The sequence below is a fragment of the Streptomyces sp. O3 genome (assembly GCF_054788135.1).
Genome location: NZ_JBTVYK010000025.1, coordinates 18,167 through 37,918, shown reverse-complemented (window position 1 = coordinate 37,918; position 19,752 = coordinate 18,167). Strand labels below are relative to the sequence as shown.

At 70.3% G+C, this 19,752-nt stretch carries 20 protein-coding genes, 1 tRNA gene and 1 pseudogene; 8 read left to right on the top strand and 14 right to left on the bottom strand.

The features are described from left to right. Window positions 1-2 precede the first annotated feature (2 nt). Window positions 3-773 (bottom strand): precorrin-6A synthase (deacetylating), encoded by a 771-nt coding sequence (gene cobF / locus ACX6XY_RS14685; RefSeq protein ID WP_460330212.1) that lies wholly within the window; start codon window positions 771-773, stop codon window positions 3-5. Here cobF and ACX6XY_RS14680 point away from each other — a divergent pair. Then, window positions 759-1,355 carry a hypothetical protein gene (locus ACX6XY_RS14680; protein WP_460330210.1) on the top strand — a complete coding sequence of 199 codons (597 nt, stop codon included), beginning with the start codon at window positions 759-761 and terminating at the stop codon, window positions 1,353-1,355. The genes cobF and ACX6XY_RS14680 overlap by 15 nt on opposite strands. Here ACX6XY_RS14680 and ACX6XY_RS14675 read toward each other — a convergent pair. Beyond that, a complete protein-coding gene (locus ACX6XY_RS14675; RefSeq protein WP_460330208.1) occupies window positions 1,331-1,918 on the bottom strand; it encodes a DUF309 domain-containing protein in 588 nt (195 codons plus the stop codon). The two genes, ACX6XY_RS14680 and ACX6XY_RS14675, sit on opposite strands and share 25 nt — an antisense overlap. A 98-nt stretch (window positions 1,919-2,016) precedes the next feature. Here ACX6XY_RS14675 and ACX6XY_RS14670 point away from each other — a divergent pair. From ACX6XY_RS14670 to ACX6XY_RS14640, 7 genes and pseudogenes are all read left to right on the top strand, one after another. Then, window positions 2,017-2,090 (top strand) — tRNA-Pro (locus tag ACX6XY_RS14670). A gap of 85 nt (window positions 2,091-2,175) precedes the next feature. Then, window positions 2,176-2,448: a hypothetical protein gene (locus tag ACX6XY_RS14665; protein WP_460330206.1), complete on the top strand. Its 273-nt coding sequence runs from the start codon at window positions 2,176-2,178 to the stop codon at window positions 2,446-2,448. A gap of 726 nt (window positions 2,449-3,174) precedes the next feature. Beyond that, window positions 3,175-5,274 carry a glycoside hydrolase domain-containing protein gene (locus tag ACX6XY_RS14660; protein ID WP_460330204.1) on the top strand — a complete coding sequence of 700 codons (2,100 nt, stop codon included), beginning with the start codon at window positions 3,175-3,177 and terminating at the stop codon, window positions 5,272-5,274. Between the two features lie 22 nt (window positions 5,275-5,296). Next, the gene (locus tag ACX6XY_RS14655) at window positions 5,297-5,971 is read left to right on the top strand and encodes a hypothetical protein (RefSeq protein WP_460330203.1); all 675 of its coding nucleotides are present in this window, start codon (window positions 5,297-5,299) and stop codon (window positions 5,969-5,971) included. 29 nt (window positions 5,972-6,000) lie between these two features. Continuing rightward, the gene (locus ACX6XY_RS14650) at window positions 6,001-6,567 is read left to right on the top strand and encodes a hypothetical protein (protein ID WP_460330201.1); all 567 of its coding nucleotides are present in this window, start codon (window positions 6,001-6,003) and stop codon (window positions 6,565-6,567) included. Between the two features lie 28 nt (window positions 6,568-6,595). Next, window positions 6,596-7,138, top strand: a complete 543-nt coding sequence (locus tag ACX6XY_RS14645) for a hypothetical protein (protein ID WP_460330199.1) — start codon at window positions 6,596-6,598, stop codon at window positions 7,136-7,138. Window positions 7,139-7,321: 183 nt separating this feature from the next. Next, window positions 7,322-7,917 (top strand): annotated as a pseudogene (locus tag ACX6XY_RS14640) (transposase family protein). Here the strand turns inward: ACX6XY_RS14640 and ACX6XY_RS14635 are convergent. The 12 genes from ACX6XY_RS14635 to ACX6XY_RS14580 all read right to left on the bottom strand — a co-directional run bounded on the left by ACX6XY_RS14635 (window position 7,893) and on the right by ACX6XY_RS14580 (window position 19,684). After that, window positions 7,893-9,086, bottom strand: a complete 1,194-nt coding sequence (locus ACX6XY_RS14635) for a 4-hydroxybenzoate 3-monooxygenase (RefSeq protein WP_460330197.1) — start codon at window positions 9,084-9,086, stop codon at window positions 7,893-7,895. The pseudogene ACX6XY_RS14640 and the gene ACX6XY_RS14635 sit on opposite strands and share 25 nt — an antisense overlap. 7 nt (window positions 9,087-9,093) lie before the next feature. After that, on the bottom strand, window positions 9,094-10,302 hold the full coding sequence (pcaDC, locus tag ACX6XY_RS14630; RefSeq protein WP_460330195.1) for a bifunctional 3-oxoadipate enol-lactonase/4-carboxymuconolactone decarboxylase PcaDC: 1,209 nt from the start codon (window positions 10,300-10,302) through the stop codon (window positions 9,094-9,096). After that, window positions 10,299-11,690, bottom strand: a complete 1,392-nt coding sequence (pcaB, locus tag ACX6XY_RS14625) for a 3-carboxy-cis,cis-muconate cycloisomerase (RefSeq protein WP_460330337.1) — start codon at window positions 11,688-11,690, stop codon at window positions 10,299-10,301. Before pcaB ends, pcaDC begins: the two co-directional genes overlap by 4 nt. A 79-nt stretch (window positions 11,691-11,769) precedes the next feature. After that, window positions 11,770-12,357, bottom strand: coding sequence for a protocatechuate 3,4-dioxygenase subunit alpha (gene pcaG, locus ACX6XY_RS14620; RefSeq protein WP_460330193.1), 588 nt, complete (start codon window positions 12,355-12,357; stop codon window positions 11,770-11,772). Continuing rightward, the gene (pcaH, locus tag ACX6XY_RS14615; RefSeq protein ID WP_460330191.1) at window positions 12,357-13,118 is read right to left on the bottom strand and encodes a protocatechuate 3,4-dioxygenase subunit beta; all 762 of its coding nucleotides are present in this window, start codon (window positions 13,116-13,118) and stop codon (window positions 12,357-12,359) included. Before pcaH ends, pcaG begins: the two co-directional genes overlap by 1 nt. 62 nt (window positions 13,119-13,180) lie before the next feature. Continuing rightward, window positions 13,181-14,389, bottom strand: coding sequence for a thiolase family protein (locus ACX6XY_RS14610; RefSeq protein ID WP_460330189.1), 1,209 nt, complete (start codon window positions 14,387-14,389; stop codon window positions 13,181-13,183). Continuing rightward, window positions 14,386-15,030, bottom strand: coding sequence for a 3-oxoacid CoA-transferase subunit B (locus ACX6XY_RS14605; protein WP_460330187.1), 645 nt, complete (start codon window positions 15,028-15,030; stop codon window positions 14,386-14,388). Before ACX6XY_RS14605 ends, ACX6XY_RS14610 begins: the two co-directional genes overlap by 4 nt. Continuing rightward, entirely contained in the window at window positions 15,030-15,794 is a 765-nt protein-coding gene (locus tag ACX6XY_RS14600) for a CoA transferase subunit A (RefSeq protein WP_460330185.1), read from the bottom strand. The genes ACX6XY_RS14605 and ACX6XY_RS14600 overlap by 1 nt, the downstream gene beginning before the upstream one ends. A 9-nt stretch (window positions 15,795-15,803) precedes the next feature. Beyond that, complete coding sequence (locus tag ACX6XY_RS14595) at window positions 15,804-16,262, bottom strand: MaoC family dehydratase (RefSeq protein ID WP_460330183.1); 459 nt, start codon at window positions 16,260-16,262, stop codon at window positions 15,804-15,806. 48 nt (window positions 16,263-16,310) lie between these two features. After that, a complete protein-coding gene (locus ACX6XY_RS14590; RefSeq protein WP_460330181.1) occupies window positions 16,311-17,861 on the bottom strand; it encodes an acyl-CoA synthetase in 1,551 nt (516 codons plus the stop codon). A gap of 10 nt (window positions 17,862-17,871) precedes the next feature. Next, window positions 17,872-18,771, bottom strand: coding sequence for an amidohydrolase family protein (locus tag ACX6XY_RS14585; protein WP_460330179.1), 900 nt, complete (start codon window positions 18,769-18,771; stop codon window positions 17,872-17,874). A 1-nt stretch (window position 18,772) separates the two neighbouring features. Then, complete coding sequence (locus ACX6XY_RS14580; RefSeq protein ID WP_460330177.1) at window positions 18,773-19,684, bottom strand: SDR family oxidoreductase; 912 nt, start codon at window positions 19,682-19,684, stop codon at window positions 18,773-18,775. Window positions 19,685-19,752: the final 68 nt, after the last annotated feature.

The following is a 19,752-nucleotide window of genomic DNA, read 5'->3' as shown; positions in this document are numbered from 1 at the left end:
CCCTAGTCCCTCGGGTTGCGCCGCAGCAGATAGGTGTCCATGATCCACCCCTTGCGCTCGCGGGCCTCGGCCCGCAGCCGCTCGATGCGCGGCGCGGCCTCGGCGATCGGCCCGGAGACCAGGATCTCGTCCGGCGTGCCGATGTACGCGCCCCAGTGGATGTCCATGTCCTGGTCGGCGTAGCGCGTGAAGGCCTGGCGCGCGTCGAGCATCACCACCACGTCGTCCACGCCGTCCGGGAAGCCCTCCGCGAGCCGCCGCCCGGTGGTGATCTGCACCGGGCGCGCGACCCGGTTCAGGCCCGTACGGTGCCGGGCCACCAGGGCGGAGACACTGCTGATGCCGGGCACGACGTCGTACCCGAAGTCCACCCGCCCGCGCTCCAGGACCTCCTGGAGAATCCCGAGCGTGCTGTCGTACAGCGCGGGATCGCCCCAGACCAGGAACGCGCCGCTGCCGTCCTCGTCGAGCTCGTCGAGGATCAGCCGCTCGTAGACGTCGGCGCGGCGGGCGCGCCAGTCGCCGACGGCGGGGGAGTAGGCGGCGCCCTGGGCCGTGCGGTCCCGGTCCGGGTCACGCGCCTCGACCAGCCGGTAGGACCCCTCGGGTAGATGCGCGTCGAGGATGTCCCGGCGCAGCCGCACCAGGTCGGACTTCTCCTCCCCCTTGTCGAGGATGAAGAACACGTCGGTCGCCTGGAGCGCCTTGACGGCCTGCAGGGTCAGCTGGTCCGGGTCGCCCGCCCCGATACCGATCACATGAATCGTTCGCACCGGGCCAGTGTGCCGTACGCGCCCACCACGGCGATCTCCTGGCCCCCGGCCCTGCCTGTGCCCGGCCTGTGCCAGGCCGTCGTGTCCTGGTTGGGTGGACCGATGTTCCCCTTGCTGGCGTTCTTCCTCGCCCTGGTGGTCTTCGGGGTCGCCGTCGTCGGCGTGCTCGCCGCTCTGGTCGCGCTCCTGGCCATGCTGCTGCCGAACCGGCGGCAGCCATGGCCGCTGTCCCTGCTGCGCAGGGCGGCGCTGCTGGTCGGCTGCCTGGGAGCGGCCCTCTACGCCGTGTGCGTGATGTGGCTCGGGATGGCGGTGAGCGAATCCACACACGGGGCGTCTTCCTCGCCCTCGCCCTCCTGCCGGGGGAACGCCCCCGTGCCGCTGGAACGGGTCGTCGACTACGAGGTCTGGTACGTGCCGCTGGGGTTCGACTGCGTGCTCGACGACGGCACGACCTACCCGAGCGGGGAGATCGCGGACTGGTACAACGGGATCATCGCCCTGTGCGCCGTGGCCGTGGTCCTTCTCCTCGTCGGCGCGCACCAGGTGAGAGAGCGTTACGCCTCGCGCCCGGCCGTGTGAGGTCCCTCCGCGCGCAGCCGGGGCGCGCAGGACGCCGCGTCGACCGGCGTCGCGTCCCGCTCCAGGCGGTCCGCCAGCTCCCCGGCCCAGGCGACCAGCCCGCCGATGTCGATCCCGTACGGGCCCTGAGCATCGCCGCCCAGGCTGTTCGCGTACCCCTCGCCGACCGCGCCCGCGCCCCTGCGCAGCAGCCGCGCGCCGCCGGTGAGGTTCCCCCGCGCCGCGTGGGTGAGGCCGACGGCCAGCTGAGCCAGGCCGCGCCACAGGGCCCGCTCCCGCTCGGGGCCCGACTTCCAGGCGTCCTCGAACACCTCGTGCGCGTGGAACGGCCGCCCCGCGTCCAGCAGCGCCTGCGCCTCGGCGACCGTCTCGTCCGGCGTACGCACCACCCCCTCCGGCTGCCGCTCGACGCCTTCGGCGCCGTACGGCAACGGGCGGCCGAGCCCGTCCCTCGGGCGGGCGTTGCGCGCCCGGCCCTCGGTGTCACGGTCACGGTCATGGTCTGCGCTGCGGGGTCCGGTACTCACCCTCCGATTGTCGCCGCTCGGCGCGCAATCCGGCATCGAGCCAGGTCCGGGGGTGGGTTGGTGGGGATGGCGGGGGTCTGGGTGAGGTAGGGTTCTCACTGTGCGAGCGCGGGAAACCCCGCGGGGCCGCACATCGGGACGTGGCGCAGCTTGGTAGCGCACTTGACTGGGGGTCAAGGGGTCGCAGGTTCAAATCCTGTCGTCCCGACTTTGCTTTTTTCGCAGGTCGGAGGCCGTTCTCCCAACTATGGGAGGGCGGTCTTTCGTGCGTCCGGAGGCGTGGTGGTCGCCATGTGGCTGCACGCATGAGCCGGGGCTGGTTCGCCAGGGTGCTGGTGGCGGGTTGTGCGGGGGATCGCCTGGGTTTCGGCCGCCCGCGCGGCCAGTGCCCGCGCCAACTGCCCAGCCCGCTCGGTGCCCTGCTCCCACAGCGTCGGAGCGACCAGTACCGTGAGCTCAGCCCGGACATCCCGGCTGCTTCCACGCTCAGGCTGCTCGGTTCGATGATCCGGACTCCCGGATTCTGCGACATGCAGTTCGCGCTCCCTGAAGACCGCTGCCCGTAATGGGCACCGGCGATGAGGATCGCGAACAGAACGTATCCCGCTCGACACGCAACGCGTCAGCCCGGCACGCTGGGTCGGCAGACTGCTGGACAAGGCGGCTCTGCGAGCTTCAGACCGGGAAACAATACGTTGATGATCTGTAAGCCCTTAAGCACGATTTCAGCACCCTTGCCGATTTCACCAACTCTGTCGTCTTATGTGCCCAGCTATGTCATGCTCATGACCAATGCTGCCTGCACCCTATGGGTTTCGAGGTTGACAAATGGAGAGGTGACCGATCCGTTTCGCGTGTGGGAATTGCCACAACTTCCCCCGACGGGGCAGGCGTTACCTCATGATAACGTCACTCTGACCTTTCGAGACCTGAAAAAAGGGGGGATTTCCGTGGGGGACTCTAACGTTCTCGAGGCCCAGGAATGGGTCAATGGGACCTATAGCGGCGTCACCGGATACGCGCCGTGCAAAGAAGACGGTAAAACTGGATGGGCCACGGTGGACTGCCTCACTCAGGCCCTCCAGCATGAACTTGGAATATCCCCGGTCGTTAAAAATTTCGGGCCCGGAACCTATGAAAAGGTGAAGAACCGTTTCAAGTTCCCAGGTGACGAGTCGAACAAGAATATCGTCCGCATCTACAACTATGCATTGTGGTGCAAGGGATACTACGGATCGGAAGACGCCGCCACATGGACCGCGGAAGGGTCACTGAAGTCCCTGTACTCGGACATGGGTATCAGTGACCCGGCCGGTGACGCCGACCTGTGGGCGCGCGTCACCAAGTCCCTGCTGCGCATGGACCAGTTCCGGATGGTGCCCGGCGGCAACGGCACCACCCGAACGATCCAGCAACACCTCAACCGCAGGTACGTCGACTCCATCCGCATCCCCGCGATGAACATGGTGCCCACGGACGGCCATTACTCCCGTGACGTCCAGCAGGGCCTCATGCTCGCGGTGCAGTACGAACTCGGCCTCGACAAGAACACCATCAACGGCTACTTCGGTCCTGGTACCAAGCAGGCCCTCAAGACCGTCGGCTCCGGACGCCTCGGCAACTACCTGGAGTACCTGTTCCGTGCCGCCTGCTGGTTCAACTCCCCCACCTACGGGGGCAGCAGCGGCCAGGAAGCCGTCGGCTACCCGACCCCCAACCTGGCCAACCCCACCGTGGACATCGGCCACACTCAGTGGCTCGGCACGTTCCAGAAGTTCGCGCAGATCCCGGTCACCAAGACCAACGACTACACCACCTGGGCCCAGCTCCTCATATCCTCCGGCGACACCTCCCGTAACGCGGAAGGCGCCGACTGCATCACCGAGATCACCCCCGCTCGGGCGAAGCTGCTGTACAAGAACGGCTACCGGATCGTCGGCCGCTACCTCGACGAACACATAGACCCCGGCAGCCCGGACTACCTTGGTAAGGCCCTCAAGCCCGGCGAACTCTCCACGATCCTCGACGCCGGCCTACGGCTGTTCCCGCTGTTCCAGTACAACGGCACCCAGCTGTTCAACTTCACTGAGGCCAAAGGCTACGCGCAGGGCTCCACCGCGCACTTCAAGTCCAAGGAGTACGGCATCCCGGACGGGGCGTGCATCTACTTCTCGGTGGACTACGACGCCCAGGACCACCACATCAGCAGCAACATCATCCCGTACTTCAAAGGCGTGAAGAAGGCCCTCGAAGACCGGGGCGGTGACTACGCGTTCGGTGTGTACGGTACCCGGAATGTGTGTGCCCGTGTCTCCGAGGCCACCGGGGCGAAATGGTCGTTCGTGTCCGGTATGTCGTGGGGCTACTCGGGTAACCTCGGCTACCCGCTGCCGAAGAACTGGTCGTTCAACCAGATCCTCGAATACAACTTCCAGTCCGACTGGGGGCTCGACCACAACATTTGGCGGAACAACTCCGACCGTGGTGTGTCCTCCAAGCAGCAGCCGAAGAAGTACTCTGCCGAGGCGATCGTGGAGTTCGTCCGCAAACTCGAAGACGCAGCGGCCGATTATCGGGGTGTCGGGCCCGGATCATCCGGTAAGCAGAGCGTGCGGCAGTTGGTCCCCCAATTCTTCCGGCAGGATAGCAACTACCAGGGGGCTTCCTGGGCTGCGCTCACTTTCCCGCTGAACAAAGTATGGCTCGGCCATTGTCGTGACGCGGGTCTGACGCTCAAGGACCAGTACAAGAACCTCACCGACCCCGCGACCGGGGTGACGCTCAGCTTCCAGCACATCATGGCCGGACTCGAAGGCCACCTCGTCCACCACACGAACCCGGACAGCAACCGTTCCGACACCGGGGACATGTTCGGCTGGGGCGGTGACCTCGCCCAGTTCTACCAGAACTGGCGGACAGCCAACGCCGAGTCGACGGTCAGCGGAAAGAAGTTCGTGGAGCAGAACTTCGCCAAGACGTCGGTCTACTCATACTTCATGGACGCCAACCTGAAGGAAGACGCCGACGTCTTCCATCTGTTCCACTTCCTGGACAAGTACCCGTCCATGAAGATATCCGAGGCCCTGTGGGCGATCTACGTACAGGGCGAACCGAACAACGCTGACCGGCAGTTCGTGCACCAGCGCATGACCCATTTCTACGAACGGCGGTTCGGGGGCAGCAAGAGCAGTCTCCGCAGCATCCTGAAGGACGCGCTCACCGGGGAATGGTGGCAGATCACCAGTCTCGTGGAAATGATCCTGCTGGACGGCGTCAAGGGCAACAAGATCCCTGACGGGGAGATGCCGGAAGAGATCCCGGCCTCCGATCTCAACGAGTTCGTCAACGCCATCGCCGACGACATTATCTCGCGTGTCGGACGCGAGAGCTGAAAGAAAGGGGGGAACACGAGACATGACACTGACCCGTAGAACCGTCCTCGCCGCCGCCGCGGCCACCGCTGGTGTCTCCGCACTCACCATCACCGGGACCGGCGCTGCAGCCGTCGGCCGTGACACCACATGGGGAAAGGGCAAGTCCGCGAACGGCTGGACCATCGACCCCGACAAGATCAGCACCCACCAGGTAGAGGGCTCGGCGGCGTCGGTGGACCTCCGTGATGGCGACGCGGCGGTGGTACTGCTGCACGTAGCGCGGCGCTGGCACTACGAGATCGCCCCGCTCGACACCGGCCAGGGCGGCGGTATCAGCGGCCACACCACCAGCCGCACCATCGCCGCCGGGTTCGAGTCGAACTACCTGTCCGGCACCGCCCTCACCGTCCACCCCACCGCCTACCCTCTCGACGGGTCGGAGGGGTTGTGGCCGCACCAGGAGCTGATCGTGCGGGACATCCTCCTGGACTGCGAAGGCGCCGTCGTATGGGGCGGCGACCTCACCCCGGTCAAGTACAGCCACTTCCACATCGCGGCCAAGCCGGGCAGCAAGACCCTGGCCAGTCTCGCCGAACGCCTCTCCCGCCAGCCCAGTGTGATGGAGAAAGCTCGCGGCGCGGGAGAGGTCGAAGACCCCGCCCACCCCTCCAGGCGCGTCAAGGCCAAACGCCTTGAGCGCGCCCAGAACAAGTAACATCCGAGCACCACAGAAACAGGAACATCATGCGTACACGTCATACCGTCCTCGCGGCTGGCACAGTAGCCTTCGCGGTCCTCGCCACCACCGCGACCGCCGCAGAGGCTGCCAGCTCGACTATCAGGAGCTGCAAGTCCGGGAAGGTTTGCTACTACGACTACAACTGGGGTCCGGGCAGCGCCTCCAACTTCCTGAAGAAGTCGTCCTCCGGGGACATCAACGCCGATACCTACGGCACCGCGATCTTCAACAACGGCAACAAGTACCCCGGAGGCGACCACATCTGGTTCTCCGGCCGGGCCGTCGACCAGGGCACCAGCGACACCAGCAGCAGCACCGTACTGTTCCGTGGCTGCCTCCACTACAACACCAACCGCTCCAGCGCCAACAAGGCATCGTGGGCTGACCTGCGGCATGTTCAGGGCGTGCTCAACAACAGGAAGACCAACTACAAGATTTACGGTGCCTGGTGGGGCGGCGAATGCACCAGCGACCGCCCCGTGTTGGAACAGAAGCCGGTCGGCTTCGGAGGCAAGCGGCCCTGGGAGACCCTGGTCAACCACAGCGGCAACGTCGTGAAGTCCTACAAGTAGCCGTCTGGGCGACACAAGGAAGAACAGGATGCTGATACTCAAGCGTGCTCTGCGCGCCACCGCCGTCCTGGGCTCCGCCCTGGCCGCGGCAGTCGCCGTACCGGGAACCGCACAGGCCTACGGGTCGAGCGTGGTCGTCGGATTCTACGGCGACAACCACGAGGGCTACCAGTGGACCAGCGTCTGCAAGTGCGTGTGGGAAGACCCCTTCGACAACACGTACTTCCAGAAGGACGACGGCGGCAAGGGCTTCAAGATCCCCGTCTGGGACACCAAGAAGCCTGCCCCGTCCAACTACCTCGGGAAGGTCGAGTTCCACCCCTACGGCGAGAAGCTCTGGCTGTATGACACGGCGAACGACGGCGACACGTACTACGCTCGTATCAACTTCACCCGGAACGGCAAGTGGCAGCGCGCCCAGACCCTCCACCCGCCGGGCACGGGATCGAAGGTCGACAAGCGGGTCTTCGACTTCGACATTCCCGAGGGAGAGAAGTTCACGCTCCGGTTGTATGACGACTCGGGGCTGAAAGATCGCATGACCTCTACGAGTTGGACCGGCATCACGTGACGGAATCCTCATCATCTTTACCGAAGCTGGTCCGCCCAATATGTTGGGTGGACCAGCTTCTTTATCGGTTGAGGGAGCCGTTTCTAACCTGACGGCGCTGGCTGCGTGTTGGGTGGATCTGCGGAACGACGAAGCTCCTGGTAGCGGGTTCGACCAAGATCCACCGTCCGCCAGGAGCTTCGTGTGCTTGTCTACCCGTCGTCGATCGACCTGTCCAGTCGCACCCTGCGGTATCTGACCGGACTACTCGTTGCCCGGCGAGGGGAGGTCGGGACCCGGTGGCGGCGTCTGACCGTCGGCCGTCAGGCTCTCCTTGCCTGGCCCATCTGCGGTGCGGTGACACCTACGCCCAGCTCGCCGCCGGGTTCGGTATCGGCATCGCGACCGCATACCGCTAGCGCCACGGCATGAACGTCCAAGTCCTCACCGACCCGTTCGGCCGCCTGCTGTGGGCCTCTCCCGCGTTGCCCGGCTCCACCCACGCCCTGACCGCTGTCCGCACCCACGGCATCGTCGAAGCACTCACCGACACCGACCTCAAGTGCTGGGCCGACAAGGCATACCAGGGCGCCGACGGCTCTATCCGGGCGCCCTTCCGCGGCCGTCGCCTCAAGCGGTGGTGGTGCCGCCACAACAGCACACACGCCAAGATCCGCTGCCCCGGCGAGCAGGCCATGGCCGCCCTGAAGAGCTGGCGTCTCCTACGGAAACTCCGCTGCAGCACCAACCGCATCACAGCGACGTTCGGAGGTGTTCAGGACAGCGCGGTGCCGGTGTAGTTCTCCGCGAGCTCGGCGGCGGCGTGCGGTGAACGGACGATGCGGTCCAGCTGGGCGAGTTGCAGGCGGGAGTCGAACGAGGAGTCGCCGGGCGCGGTGTGCAGGGTGGTCGTCATGGCGTACGAGAAGTGCTCGGCCCGCCAGACCCGGCGCAGGCAGGTGTCCGAGTACGCGTCCAGCGGTGCGGTGGCGCCGTTCCCGTACAGCTCCCTGAAGGCGTCGGCCAGCACGGTGACGTCGGAGGCGGCGAGGTTGAGGCCCTTGGCTCCGGTCGGCGGCACGATGTGGGCCGCGTCACCGGCCAGCAGGACGCGGCCGTAGCGCATCGGCTCGGTGACGGAACTGCGCATGGGCAGCACGGACTTGGCCGTGATGGGGCCGCGGTGGAGCCGCCAGTCGGCGTCGGCGCCCAGCCTGCGGTCCAGCTCGTCCCAGATCCGCTGGTCCGGCCAGGCCGCCGGGTCTTCGCCGTTGGGGACTTGCAGGTAGAGGCGGCTGACCTCGGGTGAGCGCATGCTGGCGAGAGCGAAGCCGTGCTCGGAGTGGGCGTATATCAGCTCGTCGTAGACGGGTGGGGCGTCGGCGAGTACGCCCAGCCACGAGTACGGGTAGGTCCGTTCGTGGACACGGGTGGCGCCTGCGGGGACGGCTCGGCGGACCACGCCGTGGTAGCCGTCGCACCCGACGACGTAGTCACAGGTGAGGACGCGGTCCTGGCCCTGGTGGGTGTAGTGGACGGCGGGGCGGTCGGTGTCGGCGTGCTCGACCGCGCGGACCGGTGCGTCGAAGTACAGCGGCGGGCCGTCCTTGAGCTGGAGCGCGATGAGGTCCTTGACGACCTCGGTCTGGGCGTACACCCACACCCGGCGGCCGCCGGTCAGGGAGGGGAAGTCGACGCGGTGGCGGCGGCCGTCGAAGCGGAGTTCGATCCCGTCGTGCGCGATGCCCTCGCGGTGCAGCCGGTCGGCGGCTCCGGCCGTACGGAGGGTGTCGACGGTGCTCTGCTCCAGGATGCCCGCGCGCTGGCGCTGTTCGACGTAGGCGCGGTCGCGGCTCTCCAGGACGGCGCAGTCGATTCCGGCCCGGTGCAGCAGGCGGGCGAGGAGCAGCCCGGAAGGGCCCGCGCCGACGATGGCGATCCGGGTGTGGCGGGGGAGGGGGAGGGGCATGGGTGGGTCACTCCTTGGGGAGGGCGGGGAGGGCGTCGCCCAGGACCCGCTGGGCGACGGCGAAGGCGGAGTTGGCGGCCGGGACACCGCAGTAGACGGCCGTCTGGAGGAGCACCTCACCGATCTCGTCCGGGGTCAGGCCGTTGGTGAGGGCGGCGCGGATGTGCAGGGCCAGCTCGTCGTGGTGGCCGTGGGCGACCAGAGCGGTGAGGGTGACGCAGCTGCGGGTGCGCCGGTCGAGGCCGGGGCGGGTCCAGATCTCCCCCCACGCGTAGCGGGTGATGAACTCCTGGAACGCGGCGGTGAACGACGTGGTGCGGGCGGCGGACCGGTCGACGTGGGCGTCGCCGAGCACGGCCCGCCGGACCGACTCGCCCGCCGCGCGGGTTCCTTCGCCGCCGAAGTGGGTCAGCAGGGCCGCCGCCACGGCGTCGGGCCGGTCGACGCCCGCGAGGTGTGCGGCGCCGGGAAGCTCCGTGAGCGCGGCGCCGGGGATGCCGTCGGCGAGTTCCCGGCCGTGGGCAGGCGGCGTGGCGGGGTCCTCGCGGCCCGCGATGACCAGGGTGGGTGCGGTGACCTTGGACAGCTCCGCGCGCAGGTCGTACGTGGCGAGCGCGTCGCAGCAGGCGGCGTAGCCGTCCGGGTCGGCGTCGGCGAGATCGCCCAGGAGCGCCTTGCCGGCGAGCGTCCCGGCGCGGGACGGGTCCGCGAACCAGCGTTGTGCCGAGGCGCCCACGAGGTGGGCGGTGCCCTCCGCCCGTACCCGGTCGGCGCGCTGCCGCCAGGCGGCCGGGTCACCGAAGCGGGCGGATGAGCAGACCAGCGCCAGCGAGGAGACCCGCTCGGGACGGTGTGCGGCGAGGTGGGCGCCGATCGCGCCGCCCAGCGAGATGCCCGCATAGCGGAAGGTGTCCCAGCCATGGCGGTCGGCGAGGTCGAGCACGAGTGACGCCAGCTCGCCGACCGTGGTGCCGTCGGCGGACTCGGTGACCGTGGTCGTACGGTCGCCGGGGCCGGGGCCGGGGCCGGGGGCGGGAGCGGGGGCGGGGGCCGGGGAGGCTCCGTGGCCGGGCAGATCGAAGCGGAGCACGCGGTGCTGGCGGGTGAGCGCGCTCAGTTGGGGCTCCCACACGGCCAGCGAGGTGCCGAGTGAGGGGCCGAGGATCAGCGGCGTGCCGTGGTCCGGGCCGTCGAGCCGGTGATGGAGCTGGATCATGGGTGTTCCTGGGCGGGGTCGGTGAGCGCGCGGTCGACGAGGAGCCGGGCGCAGCCCGGATAGCGGGCCGGGTCGGCGAGATCGAGCCAGACCGGCCGCGGGATACGGGACAGTTCGGGCAGGTCGCGCAGGCGGCCGGTGAGCGGGGTGTTCCCGTCCGCGGCCGGTGCCGCGGCCTCGGTGACGATCGCGGGTGCGCTCGCCGCCGCGGCGGCTTGGGTGACGAGGGAGCGTGCTCGCGCCTGTCCGATGTGGGGTGCGAGGGCGACGGCGACGCGTTCCGAGACGATCAGGTCGCCGGTGCGCGCGAGGTTGGCGCGCATCCGGGCGGGATCCGGGCGCAGGCCCGCCGTCAGCGCGGCGGCGCAGCGGGCCGCGCCGCCGGTCAGACGCAGGGCCTCGCGAAGGGGCGCCCACTCGGCGTGCCAGGCCCCCGCGGGGCGTTCGTCCTCGGCGGCGAGCGACCCGAACAGCACGGAGGCCAGGGCGGGAACCTGGCGCGCGGCCGACGCGATCAGCGTCGCGGAGACGGGGTTGCCCTTGTGCGGCATCGCCGACGATCCGCCGCCCGCCGCCTCGCGTACCTCTCCGATCTCGGTGCGGGCCATGACGAGCACGTCGGCGGCGAGCTTGCCGAGCGCCCCGGCGGTGAAGGCGAGTGCTCCGGCGATGTCGGCCACCGGGGTGCGCAGGGTGTGCCACGGCAGTGCGGGTTCGGCCAGGCCGGTCTCGTCGGCGTAGGCGGTCAGGAGTTCCAGGGCGGTGTCGGCGGTGGACTGCTCGGCGAACGCGGCGAGGGTGCCGCCCGCGCCGCCCAGCTGGGCCGGGAGACCGTCCCGTACGGCGGTGAGCCTGCGCACGGCGTCGGCGACGAGGCGGTACCAGCCCGCCGCCTTGAGCCCGAACGTCGTGGGCACCGCGTGCTGGGTGAGGGTACGGGCGGGCATCGGGGTGCCCCGGTGCGCCTGTGCCAGGGCGGCCAGCGCGGCGGCGGTGCGGTCCAGGTCGGCCAGCACGACGGCGAGGGTACGGCGGGCGACCAGCATGGCGGCGGTGTCGAGGATGTCCTGGCTGGTGGCGCCGCGGTGCACATGGTCGGCCGCCGCCGGGCCCACCGCCGCTCGGAGCGCGGTGACCAGGGGGATGACCGGGTTGCCGCCCTGGCGGGCCTGCGCCGCGAGGTCCCCGAGGCGGTAACGCGAGGCGTCGGCGGCCGCGTCGGCGGCCGACGCGGCCGCCGCGGGCGCGAGGCCGAGCCGGGCCTGGGCACGGGTGAGCGCGGCTTCGGCGTCCAGCATGGCCTGGAGGAACGCGAGGTCTCCGGTGGCGCGCTCGGCGGGGGAATCCGCTCGTACCGGGGCGAGCAGCCCGACGTCGGCGCCGTCCAACGGGTCGGCGAACGCGGTGGAGTCGCAGGAACCAGCGGAGTTCGCGGCGGAGTCGTCGGCGGAGTTCTCAGCGGGGTGCTCAGCGGAGTTCAAGGAAGACCGTCTCCTCTTCGCCCTGCAGCCGGATGTCGAACCGGTGGAGCCGGTCCCCTTCCCGCGCGGCGAGCAGCGTCGCACGCCGCTCCGGCGGCAGGGCGCCCAGCACCGGATCGGCGGCGAGCGCGGCGGCCTGCTCGGGCAGGTGGATGCGGGTGTGCAGGTGGTGGAGCAGACCACGGGCGAACACGACGACCGCCAGGTACGGGGTGGCGCCCTCCGCGTGCGCGCCGGGGGCGAGCGTCCGGACGGACCAGTGCCCGTCGGCGCCCGTCGCCACCCGGCCGTACCCGGTGAAGCGGACGCCGTCCCGGCCCGCCGCCCTGCCGGTGACCGGGTCGTGCCGCAGTGAACCGGGCGCCCCGGCGGTCGAGCCGGTCGGGTCGGCCTGCCATATCTCGACGAGCGCGTCGGGCACCGGTGCTCCGGCGCCGTCGTACACATAGCCGTGGACGGTGATCGCCTCCGGGTGTCCGGGCGGTGCGATGTCACCACCGCCGGGGAACGGCAGGGCGTAGCCGTAGAAGGGACCGACGGTCTGGGAGGGCGTGGGGGGCAGGAGTGCGGTCATCAGTCGCGTCCTTCCTCGCACCAGGTGGCCGACGGCCCGTCGAGGACGATGTCCCAGCGGTAGCCGAGCGACCATTGAGGGCTGGACAGGTCGTGGTCGTAGGAGGCGACCAGCCGGTCGCGCGCGGACTGCTCGGTGACGGACTGCAGGATCGGGTCGTAGGGGAACAGCGGATCGCCGGGGAAGTACATCTGGGTGACCAGCCGCTGGGCGAACGCCTCACCGAACAGGGAGAAGTGGATGTGCGCGGGCCGCCAGGCGTTGACGTGGTTGCGCCAGGGGTAGGCGCCGGGCCTGACGGTGGTGAAGGAGTAGCCGCCGTCGTCGTCGGTCAGGCAGCGGCCGAAGCCGGTGAAGTTCCGGTCGAGCGGCGCCGGGTGCTGGTCGAGCTGGTGCGCGTACCGGCCGGAGGCGTTGGCCTGCCATATCTCCACCAGCTGGCCGCGGACGGGGCGGCCCCGGCGGTCGAGTACCCGTCCGGTGACGGTGATGCGTTCGCCGAGCGGTTCGCCCGGATGCTGCCTGGTGAGATCCCGGTCCAGGGCCGTCACGTCGGCGTTCCCGAAGACGGGTCCGGTCAGCTCCACCGCTTCCGGGTCCTGGAGCGGGACGGGCGGCCGCTGGGGGTGGCGGAGCGCGCTGCCGCGGTACGGGGGGAAGTCGCGCGGCGGGTGGTCGGGGGACGCGGCCGCTGCCTGGGCGTGGGACACAGCGGCGTCGATCTCCCGCTGTGTCATGTTCTCCGGGAGGGGTTTCGTCATATCTCACTCAGCTTTCATCGGCTGCACTGGCTTTCATCGGGCCTTCGCCGGTCGGTCGGGGGTCAGCGTTCGAGTACGAGGGCGAGGCCCTGGCCGACGCCGACGCACAGGGCGGCTACTCCCGTGCCCGAGCCTCTGCGGGCCAGCTGGTGGGCGACCGTCCCGACGAGACGGGCGCCGGAGGCCCCGAGCGGGTGGCCGAGGGCGAGGGCGCCGCCGAGGGGGTTGAGCACGTCCGGGTCGAACTCGGGCCATTCGGCGACACAGCCGAGCACCTGGGCGGCGAACGCCTCGTTGAGCTCCAGGACGTCGAGGTCGTCGAACCCGCGGTCCGCCTTGCCCAGGGCCCGGTTGACGGCCTCGACGGGGCCGAGCCCGAAGTAGTGCGGTGCGAGCGCGGTGACCGCGCTGGCGCTGATCCGGGCGAGGGGCTCGCGTCCGCAGTGCTTCAGCCCCTGCTCGTCGGTGAGGAGCAGGGCGGCGGCGCCGTCGTTGAGGGGCGAGGCGTTTCCGGCCGTGACTGTGCCCGTGTCGGCGCGGAACGACGGCTTGAGCCTGGCCAGGGCGGCGGCGGACGCGTCCTCGCGGACGCACTCGTCGTCGGTGACCAGGGCGGATTCGCCGGTGCGTCCCGGTACGGGGACGGGGATGATCTCGGCGTCGAACAGTCCAGCGGCTCGGGCGGCGCTCGCCTTGCGGTGCGAGGAGAGCGCGAAGGCGTCCTGCCGCTCGCGTGTGATGCCGTGCTTGTCGGCGATGAGTTCGGCCGACTCGCCGAGCGGGACGGTCCATTGCGGTTCCATCGCGGGATTGACCATCCGCCAGCCGAGGGTGGTGGAGTACATCTCGGTGTGTCCCGCCGGAAAGGCGCGGTCCGGCTTCGGCAGGACCCAGGGGGCGCGGGACATGGATTCCACGCCGCCCGCCACGGCGATGGAGGCGTCCGAGCAGGCGATGGCCCTGGCGGCCTGGATCACGGCCTCCAGGCCGCTGGCGCACAGCCGGTTCACCGTGACGCCGGGGACCGTCACCGGCCATCCGGCGAGGAGTGCGGCCATCCGGCCGACATCGCGGTTCTCCTCACCGGCGCCGTTGGCGTTCCCGAGGAACACGTCGTCGATCCGCGAGACGTCCAGGCCCGGTGTCCGTGCGGCCAGTTCCCGCAGCGTGTGGGCCGCGAGGTCGTCGGGGCGCACGGCGGCCAGGGCGCCCCCGTACCGGCCGGCCGGGGTGCGGACGGCGTCGACGACGTAGACGGTACGCGTGGTCATCGCAGCTCCTCGGGTACGTGGACCTCGGCGGCGGTGGCCGCCAGGATCCGCGCCGTGCTCACACCGGGGGCGCACTCGACCAGCGCCAGTCCGTCGGCGGTCACGTCCAGGACGCCGAGGTCGGTGATGACGCGCTGCACGCAGGCCCGGCCGGTCAGCGGGAGGTCGCATGCGGTCACGATCTTCGGGCTGCCGTCCTTGGCCGTGTGGGACATGGTCACGATGACCCTGCGCGCCCCGTGTACGAGGTCCATCGCGCCGCCGATCCCGGTGACCATCTTGCCGGGGACGGACCAGTTGGCCAGGTCTCCGCGTGCGGAGACCTGCATGGCGCCGAGCACCGCCGTGTCGATGTGGCCGCCGCGGATCACGCTGAAGGACAGCGCGGAGTCGAAGTACGAGGCTCCGGGCAGGACGGTGACCGTCTCCTTGCCCGCGTTGATCAGATCCGGGTCGACATCCTCGTCGGACGGATAAGGGCCGGTGCCCAGAATCCCGTTCTCGGAGTGCAGCACCACCTCGACACCGGCGGGCAGGTGGTCGGGGATCAGCGTCGGCAGGCCGATCCCGAGGTTGACGTACTCGCCGTCGCGCAGCTCACGGGCCGCGCGCGCGGCCATCTCCTCGCGTGTCCAGGCCATCAGGGGTGCGCCTTTCGTGTGGTGCGCTTCTCGATGCCCTTGGCGGCGGCCTGGTCCGGGGTGAGCGCGATGACGCGCTGGACGAAGACGCCGGGGACGTGCACGGCGTCCGGGTCGAGCTCGCCGGGTTCGACGAGCTTCTCGACCTCGGCGAGCGTGACGCGGCCCGCCTGGGCGGCGAGGGGGTTGAAGTTGCGGGCGGACTTGGCGAAGACGAGGTTGCCGTGCCGGTCGCCGACGGCGGCGCGCACCAGTGCGAAGTCGGTGCGGATGGCGTGTTCGAGCACGTACTCGACACCGTCGAAGACCCGCACCTCCTTGGCGGGCGAGGCCGCCGCGACGCCGCCCGCGCCGTCGTAGCGCCAGGGCAGCCCGCCGTCGGCCACCAGGGTGCCGATGCCCGCCGGAGTGTAGAAGGCGGGGATCCCGGCGCCTCCGGCCCGCAGGCGCTCGGCGAGAGTGCCCTGGGGGATCAGCTCCAACTCCAGTTCACCGGCCAGGTACTGGCGGGCGAACTCCTTGTTCGCGCCGACGTACGAGCCGGTGACGCGGGCGATCCGGCCGTCCGCCAGCAGCACGGCGAGGCCCTCGCCGTTCGCGCCGCAGTTGTTGGACACGACACGCAACCCGCTCGTCCCCTGCTCGGCCAGCGCCTGGATGAGGACCTTCGGCACTCCGCTGAGCCCGAAGCCGCCCACCGCGACGGAGGCGCCGTCGGGTATGTCCGCCACCGCCTGTGCGGCGGTGGCCACGACCTTGTCCATGGTGTCCCCTCAGGCGTAGTGGCGGTAGACCGCCTGCGCCACGCAGGCCGGTTTGTCGCTGCCCTCGACCTCGACGGTGAACGTGAGCGGCATCTGCACGCCGTTGCCCTTGATCTTCTCCACGGCGCCGACGGCGCCGTGCAGGCGGATCTTCGCGCCGACCCGGACGGGGCTGGGGAAACGGACCTTGTCCAGGCCGTAGTTGACGCTCATGGAGACGCCGGTGATGTCCAGGAGCTCGCCGAACATCGGAATGATGAGGGAGAGGGTGAGGTAGCCGTGCGCGATGGGGCCGCCGAAGGGGCCGGTCCTGGCCTTCTCGGGGTCGGTGTGGATCCACTGGTGGTCGTCGGTGGCGTCGGCGAAGGTGTTCACCCGTTCCTGGGTGATCTCCCGCCAGGCGGTGTGGCCGAGGTCGGCTCCGCTGAGGGACGTGAGGGCGTCGAGGCCGTCGGCGGTGGCAGGCATGGTGATGTGGTCCTTTCGGTGGCAGAGGGTGCTAACGGGCTAACGGGCTTACGTGCGGGGCGGGTTGGCGGGGCCGCCGCCCGCGTAGCGGTCGCGTACGGCGGGTTTGACGATCTTTCCGGAGGCCGTGCGAGGCAGGGCGTCCGCGAAGACCACGGACTTGGGGATCTTGTACTTGGCGAGCTGGCCTCGGAGATGGCCGAGGAGTTCACGCCCGTCAGCGCGCGCGCCGGGCCGGAGGACGACGACGGCACGGCCGACCTCGCCCCAGACCGGGTCCGGCACACCGATGACGGCGCACTCGTCGACGGCGGGGTGGCCGAGCAGCACATCCTCCACCTCGGCCGGATAGACGTTCTCGCCGCCCGAGACGAACATGTCCTTCACACGGTCGACGATGTAGGCGTAGCCGTCGGAGTCGAGCAGGGCGACGTCCCCCGTACGCAGCCAGCCGCCGTCGGCGAAGGCGGCCTCGGTGTCCTCGGGCCGGTCCCAGTAGCCGGTCATGAGGTGGGGGCCGTCGACGAGGATCTCGCCGCGCTCTCCGGGGCCGGCGTCGCGGCCGTCGGGCCGTACGACGCGGGTGTCGGTGAAGAAGTGCGGCACCCCGGCGGACCCGGCCTTGGCCGACGCCTCCTCCCTGCTCAGGAAGAGGACGCCGGGGGATGCCTCGGTCATGCCGTAACCCTGGCTGAACGCCAGGCCGCGGTCCAGGTACGCGGCGATGGTGCGGGCCGGGACCGGAGCGCCGCCGCAGTTGAGGGTGCGCAGGCTGGACAGGTCCGTGGTGGCCCAGCGGGGCAGGGCGGCCATCGCGTCGTACATCGTGGGCACGCCGAACATATAGGTGACGCGCCGCCGTTCGACGGTGTCCAGGACCCGCTCGGCGTCGAAGGCTCCGAGCAGCACCACCTGACCGCCCTTCAGGAGGGTCGGCAGGCAAGTCATGTTGAGACCGGCGGTGTGGAACAGCGGCGCCACGACGAGGGTCACCTCGTCTGTGGCGAGGTCGGTGTCGACGAGGACGTTGACGCTGTTCCAGACGATGCTGGCGTGGGAGAGTACGGCGCCCTTGGCGCGGCCCGTGGTCCCGGAGGTGTACATGATCATGCAGGGGTCTTCGGGGGCCACGGCCTCGTCCAGCGGCGCGGTCCCGCTGCAGGCGAGCAGCTCGTCGTAGCCGAGGGCGCCGTCACCGGGCCCGGCGAGCGCGATCCGGTGCCGCACCACCCCGGCCTCGTCGGCGGCGATCCGGGCGGCCTCGGCCTGTTCCGGCGCGTGGACCAGCAGGCCGCTGCCGGAATCGGCCAGGTGGTACGCCAGTTCCGGGGGCGCGAGCCGGGTGTTGAGCGGGACGAAGACCGCCCCGAGCGCACCGGCGGCGAACAGCGTCTCCAGGAACGCCGGATGGTTGGGGCCCAGGTACGCGATCCGGTCGCCGCGCCGCGCGCCGAGCGCGCGCAGGGCGTGGGCGAGGCGCAGGACGCGCTGGTGCAGCTCGCGGTAGGTCCAGACGCGGTCCTCGTGGACGAGGGCGGTACGGTCGGGCGTCCTGCGGGCCCGGCGCGCGGGCCAGGAGCCGATGCCTTGGTTGAACACGACGGCTCCTTCAGTCAGTGCGCAGGCCGAGCAGCCGGGCGGCGTTCTCCTTGAGGATCTTCGGCCGGACCTCGGGCTTGATGTCGAGCTCGGCGAAGTCGGCGAGCCACCGGTCGGGCGTGATGACCGGGTAGTCGGAGCCGAACAGGACCTTGTCCTTGAGCAGGGTGTTGGCGTACCGCACGAGCTGCGGCGGGAAGTACTTCGGCGACCAGCCGGACAGGTCGATGTACACGTGAGGCTTGTGGGTGGCCACCGCCAGGGCCTCGTCCTGCCAGGGGAACGACGGATGGGCGAGGACGATCCGCAACTCCGGGAAGTCCACGGCGACATCGTCGACCAGCATGGGGTTCGAGTACCGCAGCCGGATGCCGCCGCCGCCCGGTACGCCCGCGCCGATGCCGGTCTGGCCGGTGTGGAACAGCGCGGGCACGCCGAGCTCCTCGATGGCCTCGTACAGCGGGTAGGCGAGGGGGTCGTTCGGGGAGAAGGCCTGGATGCTGGGGTGGAACTTGAACCCGCGCACCCCGTACTCCTCCACCAGGCGGCGGGCCTCCCGCACGCCCGCGCGGCCCTTGTGCGGGTCGACGCTGGCGAACGGGATCAGCACGTCGGCGTGGGCGGCGCAGCTCTCCGCGATCTCCTCGTTGGAGATCCGCGGGTGGCCGGTGGCGTGTTCCGCGTCGACGGTGAACACCACCGCCGCCATGGCGCGCTCCCGGTAGTGGTCGGCCATCTCCTCGATGGTCGGCTGCCGGTGGCCGTGGGCCTTGAAGTACGTCTCGGAGGCCCCGAACAGCTCGGGGCTCAGCGCGCCGTGGCCGTCCTTGGACACCTCGGCGTGCGTGTGCGTGTCGATGGCGGTCAACCGGTCGAGGTCGAGCGCGAGTTCGTAGACCCGGTCGCTCATCTCACGCCTCCGGGGCCTGGGGCGCGGGGATGCCGTAGGTCTCGGGCTCGGCGCCGACGCCGCCGGGCCACTGGGCGGCGATCGCCTCGGAGCTCCAGCCGCCGTCGGCGAAGGCGACCGCCTTCTCCTTGGGGTGCGCCCACAGGGCCAGCCGGTCGCCGCCGACGCCGATGGCCTGTCCGGTCACGTCCTCGGACGCGTCGGAGGCCAGGAAGGCGATGAGTCCGGCGACGTCCTCGACGGTGCCGAGACCCTCGTCCTTGCGCAGCCAGTCCGGCAGCGGGGCGCCGGTGCGCTCGGACTCCTCGATGGCCGGGGCGAAGGCCGGAACGGTCTTGGTCATCTCGGTGGCGGCGACCGGGACGACGGCGTTGACGGTGATGCCCGCGCGGCCCAGTTCCATGGCCCAGGTGCGGGCCATGGCGACGATTCCGGCCTTGGCGGCGGCGTAGTTGGTCTGGCCGAAGTTGCCGCGCTGCCCGGCGGGCGAAGAGATGAGGACGAGCCGGCCGCCGGCGCCCTGTTCCCGCATGCGGATCGCGGCCGCCCGGGCGCAGGTGAAGGTGCCGCGCAGGTGGACGCGGACGACGTCGTCGAAGTCGTCGTCGGTCATCTTCCACAGCACGCGGTCGCGCAGGACGCCCGCGTTGGTGACGAGCACGTCCAGCCGCCCGAACTCCCGCACGGCCGTGTCGACCAGGTGCTGGGCCGCCGCGCTGTCGCCGACGGCCGCGACGGCCCCGGTCGCCGTGCCCCCCGCGGACCGGATGGCGGCGACGGCCGCGTCGACCGTGTCCTGGTCGACGTCGTTGACGACGACGGCGGCGCCGGCGGCGGCGAGGGCGCGGGCGTATCCGAGGCCGAGGCCGCGTCCGCTGCCGGTGACGACGGCGACTTTCCCGTGCAGGTCCATGGAGGGTGCCTCTCGTGAGTGAGGGGTGGGTGGGGTGGGGTGGGGTGGAGGGGATGCCGAGAGCATCG

What these genes read in the sequence shown, in the direction of transcription:
- ACX6XY_RS14635 (WP_460330197.1), bottom strand. Translation starts at nt 9,086, where the DNA reads ATGCCCCTCCCCCTCCCCCGCCACACCCGGATCGCCATCGTCGGCGCG.
- ACX6XY_RS14585 (WP_460330179.1), bottom strand. Translation starts at nt 18,771, where the DNA reads ATGAGCGACCGGGTCTACGAACTCGCGCTCGACCTCGACCGGTTGACC.
- ACX6XY_RS14675 (WP_460330208.1), bottom strand. Translation starts at nt 1,918, where the DNA reads ATGCCGGATTGCGCGCCGAGCGGCGACAATCGGAGGGTGAGTACCGGA.
- ACX6XY_RS14680 (WP_460330210.1), top strand. Translation starts at nt 759, where the DNA reads ATGAATCGTTCGCACCGGGCCAGTGTGCCGTACGCGCCCACCACGGCG.
- ACX6XY_RS14580 (WP_460330177.1), bottom strand. Translation starts at nt 19,684, where the DNA reads ATGGACCTGCACGGGAAAGTCGCCGTCGTCACCGGCAGCGGACGCGGC.
- ACX6XY_RS14645 (WP_460330199.1), top strand. Translation starts at nt 6,596, where the DNA reads ATGCTGATACTCAAGCGTGCTCTGCGCGCCACCGCCGTCCTGGGCTCC.
- ACX6XY_RS14605 (WP_460330187.1), bottom strand. Translation starts at nt 15,030, where the DNA reads ATGGCCTGGACACGCGAGGAGATGGCCGCGCGCGCGGCCCGTGAGCTG.
- ACX6XY_RS14660 (WP_460330204.1), top strand. Translation starts at nt 3,175, where the DNA reads ATGGGTATCAGTGACCCGGCCGGTGACGCCGACCTGTGGGCGCGCGTC.
- pcaDC (WP_460330195.1), bottom strand. Translation starts at nt 10,302, where the DNA reads ATGATCCAGCTCCATCACCGGCTCGACGGCCCGGACCACGGCACGCCG.
- ACX6XY_RS14600 (WP_460330185.1), bottom strand. Translation starts at nt 15,794, where the DNA reads ATGGACAAGGTCGTGGCCACCGCCGCACAGGCGGTGGCGGACATACCC.
- ACX6XY_RS14610 (WP_460330189.1), bottom strand. Translation starts at nt 14,389, where the DNA reads ATGACCACGCGTACCGTCTACGTCGTCGACGCCGTCCGCACCCCGGCC.
- ACX6XY_RS14655 (WP_460330203.1), top strand. Translation starts at nt 5,297, where the DNA reads ATGACACTGACCCGTAGAACCGTCCTCGCCGCCGCCGCGGCCACCGCT.
- pcaG (WP_460330193.1), bottom strand. Translation starts at nt 12,357, where the DNA reads ATGACCGCACTCCTGCCCCCCACGCCCTCCCAGACCGTCGGTCCCTTC.
- ACX6XY_RS14650 (WP_460330201.1), top strand. Translation starts at nt 6,001, where the DNA reads ATGCGTACACGTCATACCGTCCTCGCGGCTGGCACAGTAGCCTTCGCG.
- ACX6XY_RS14595 (WP_460330183.1), bottom strand. Translation starts at nt 16,262, where the DNA reads ATGCCTGCCACCGCCGACGGCCTCGACGCCCTCACGTCCCTCAGCGGA.
- pcaH (WP_460330191.1), bottom strand. Translation starts at nt 13,118, where the DNA reads ATGACGAAACCCCTCCCGGAGAACATGACACAGCGGGAGATCGACGCC.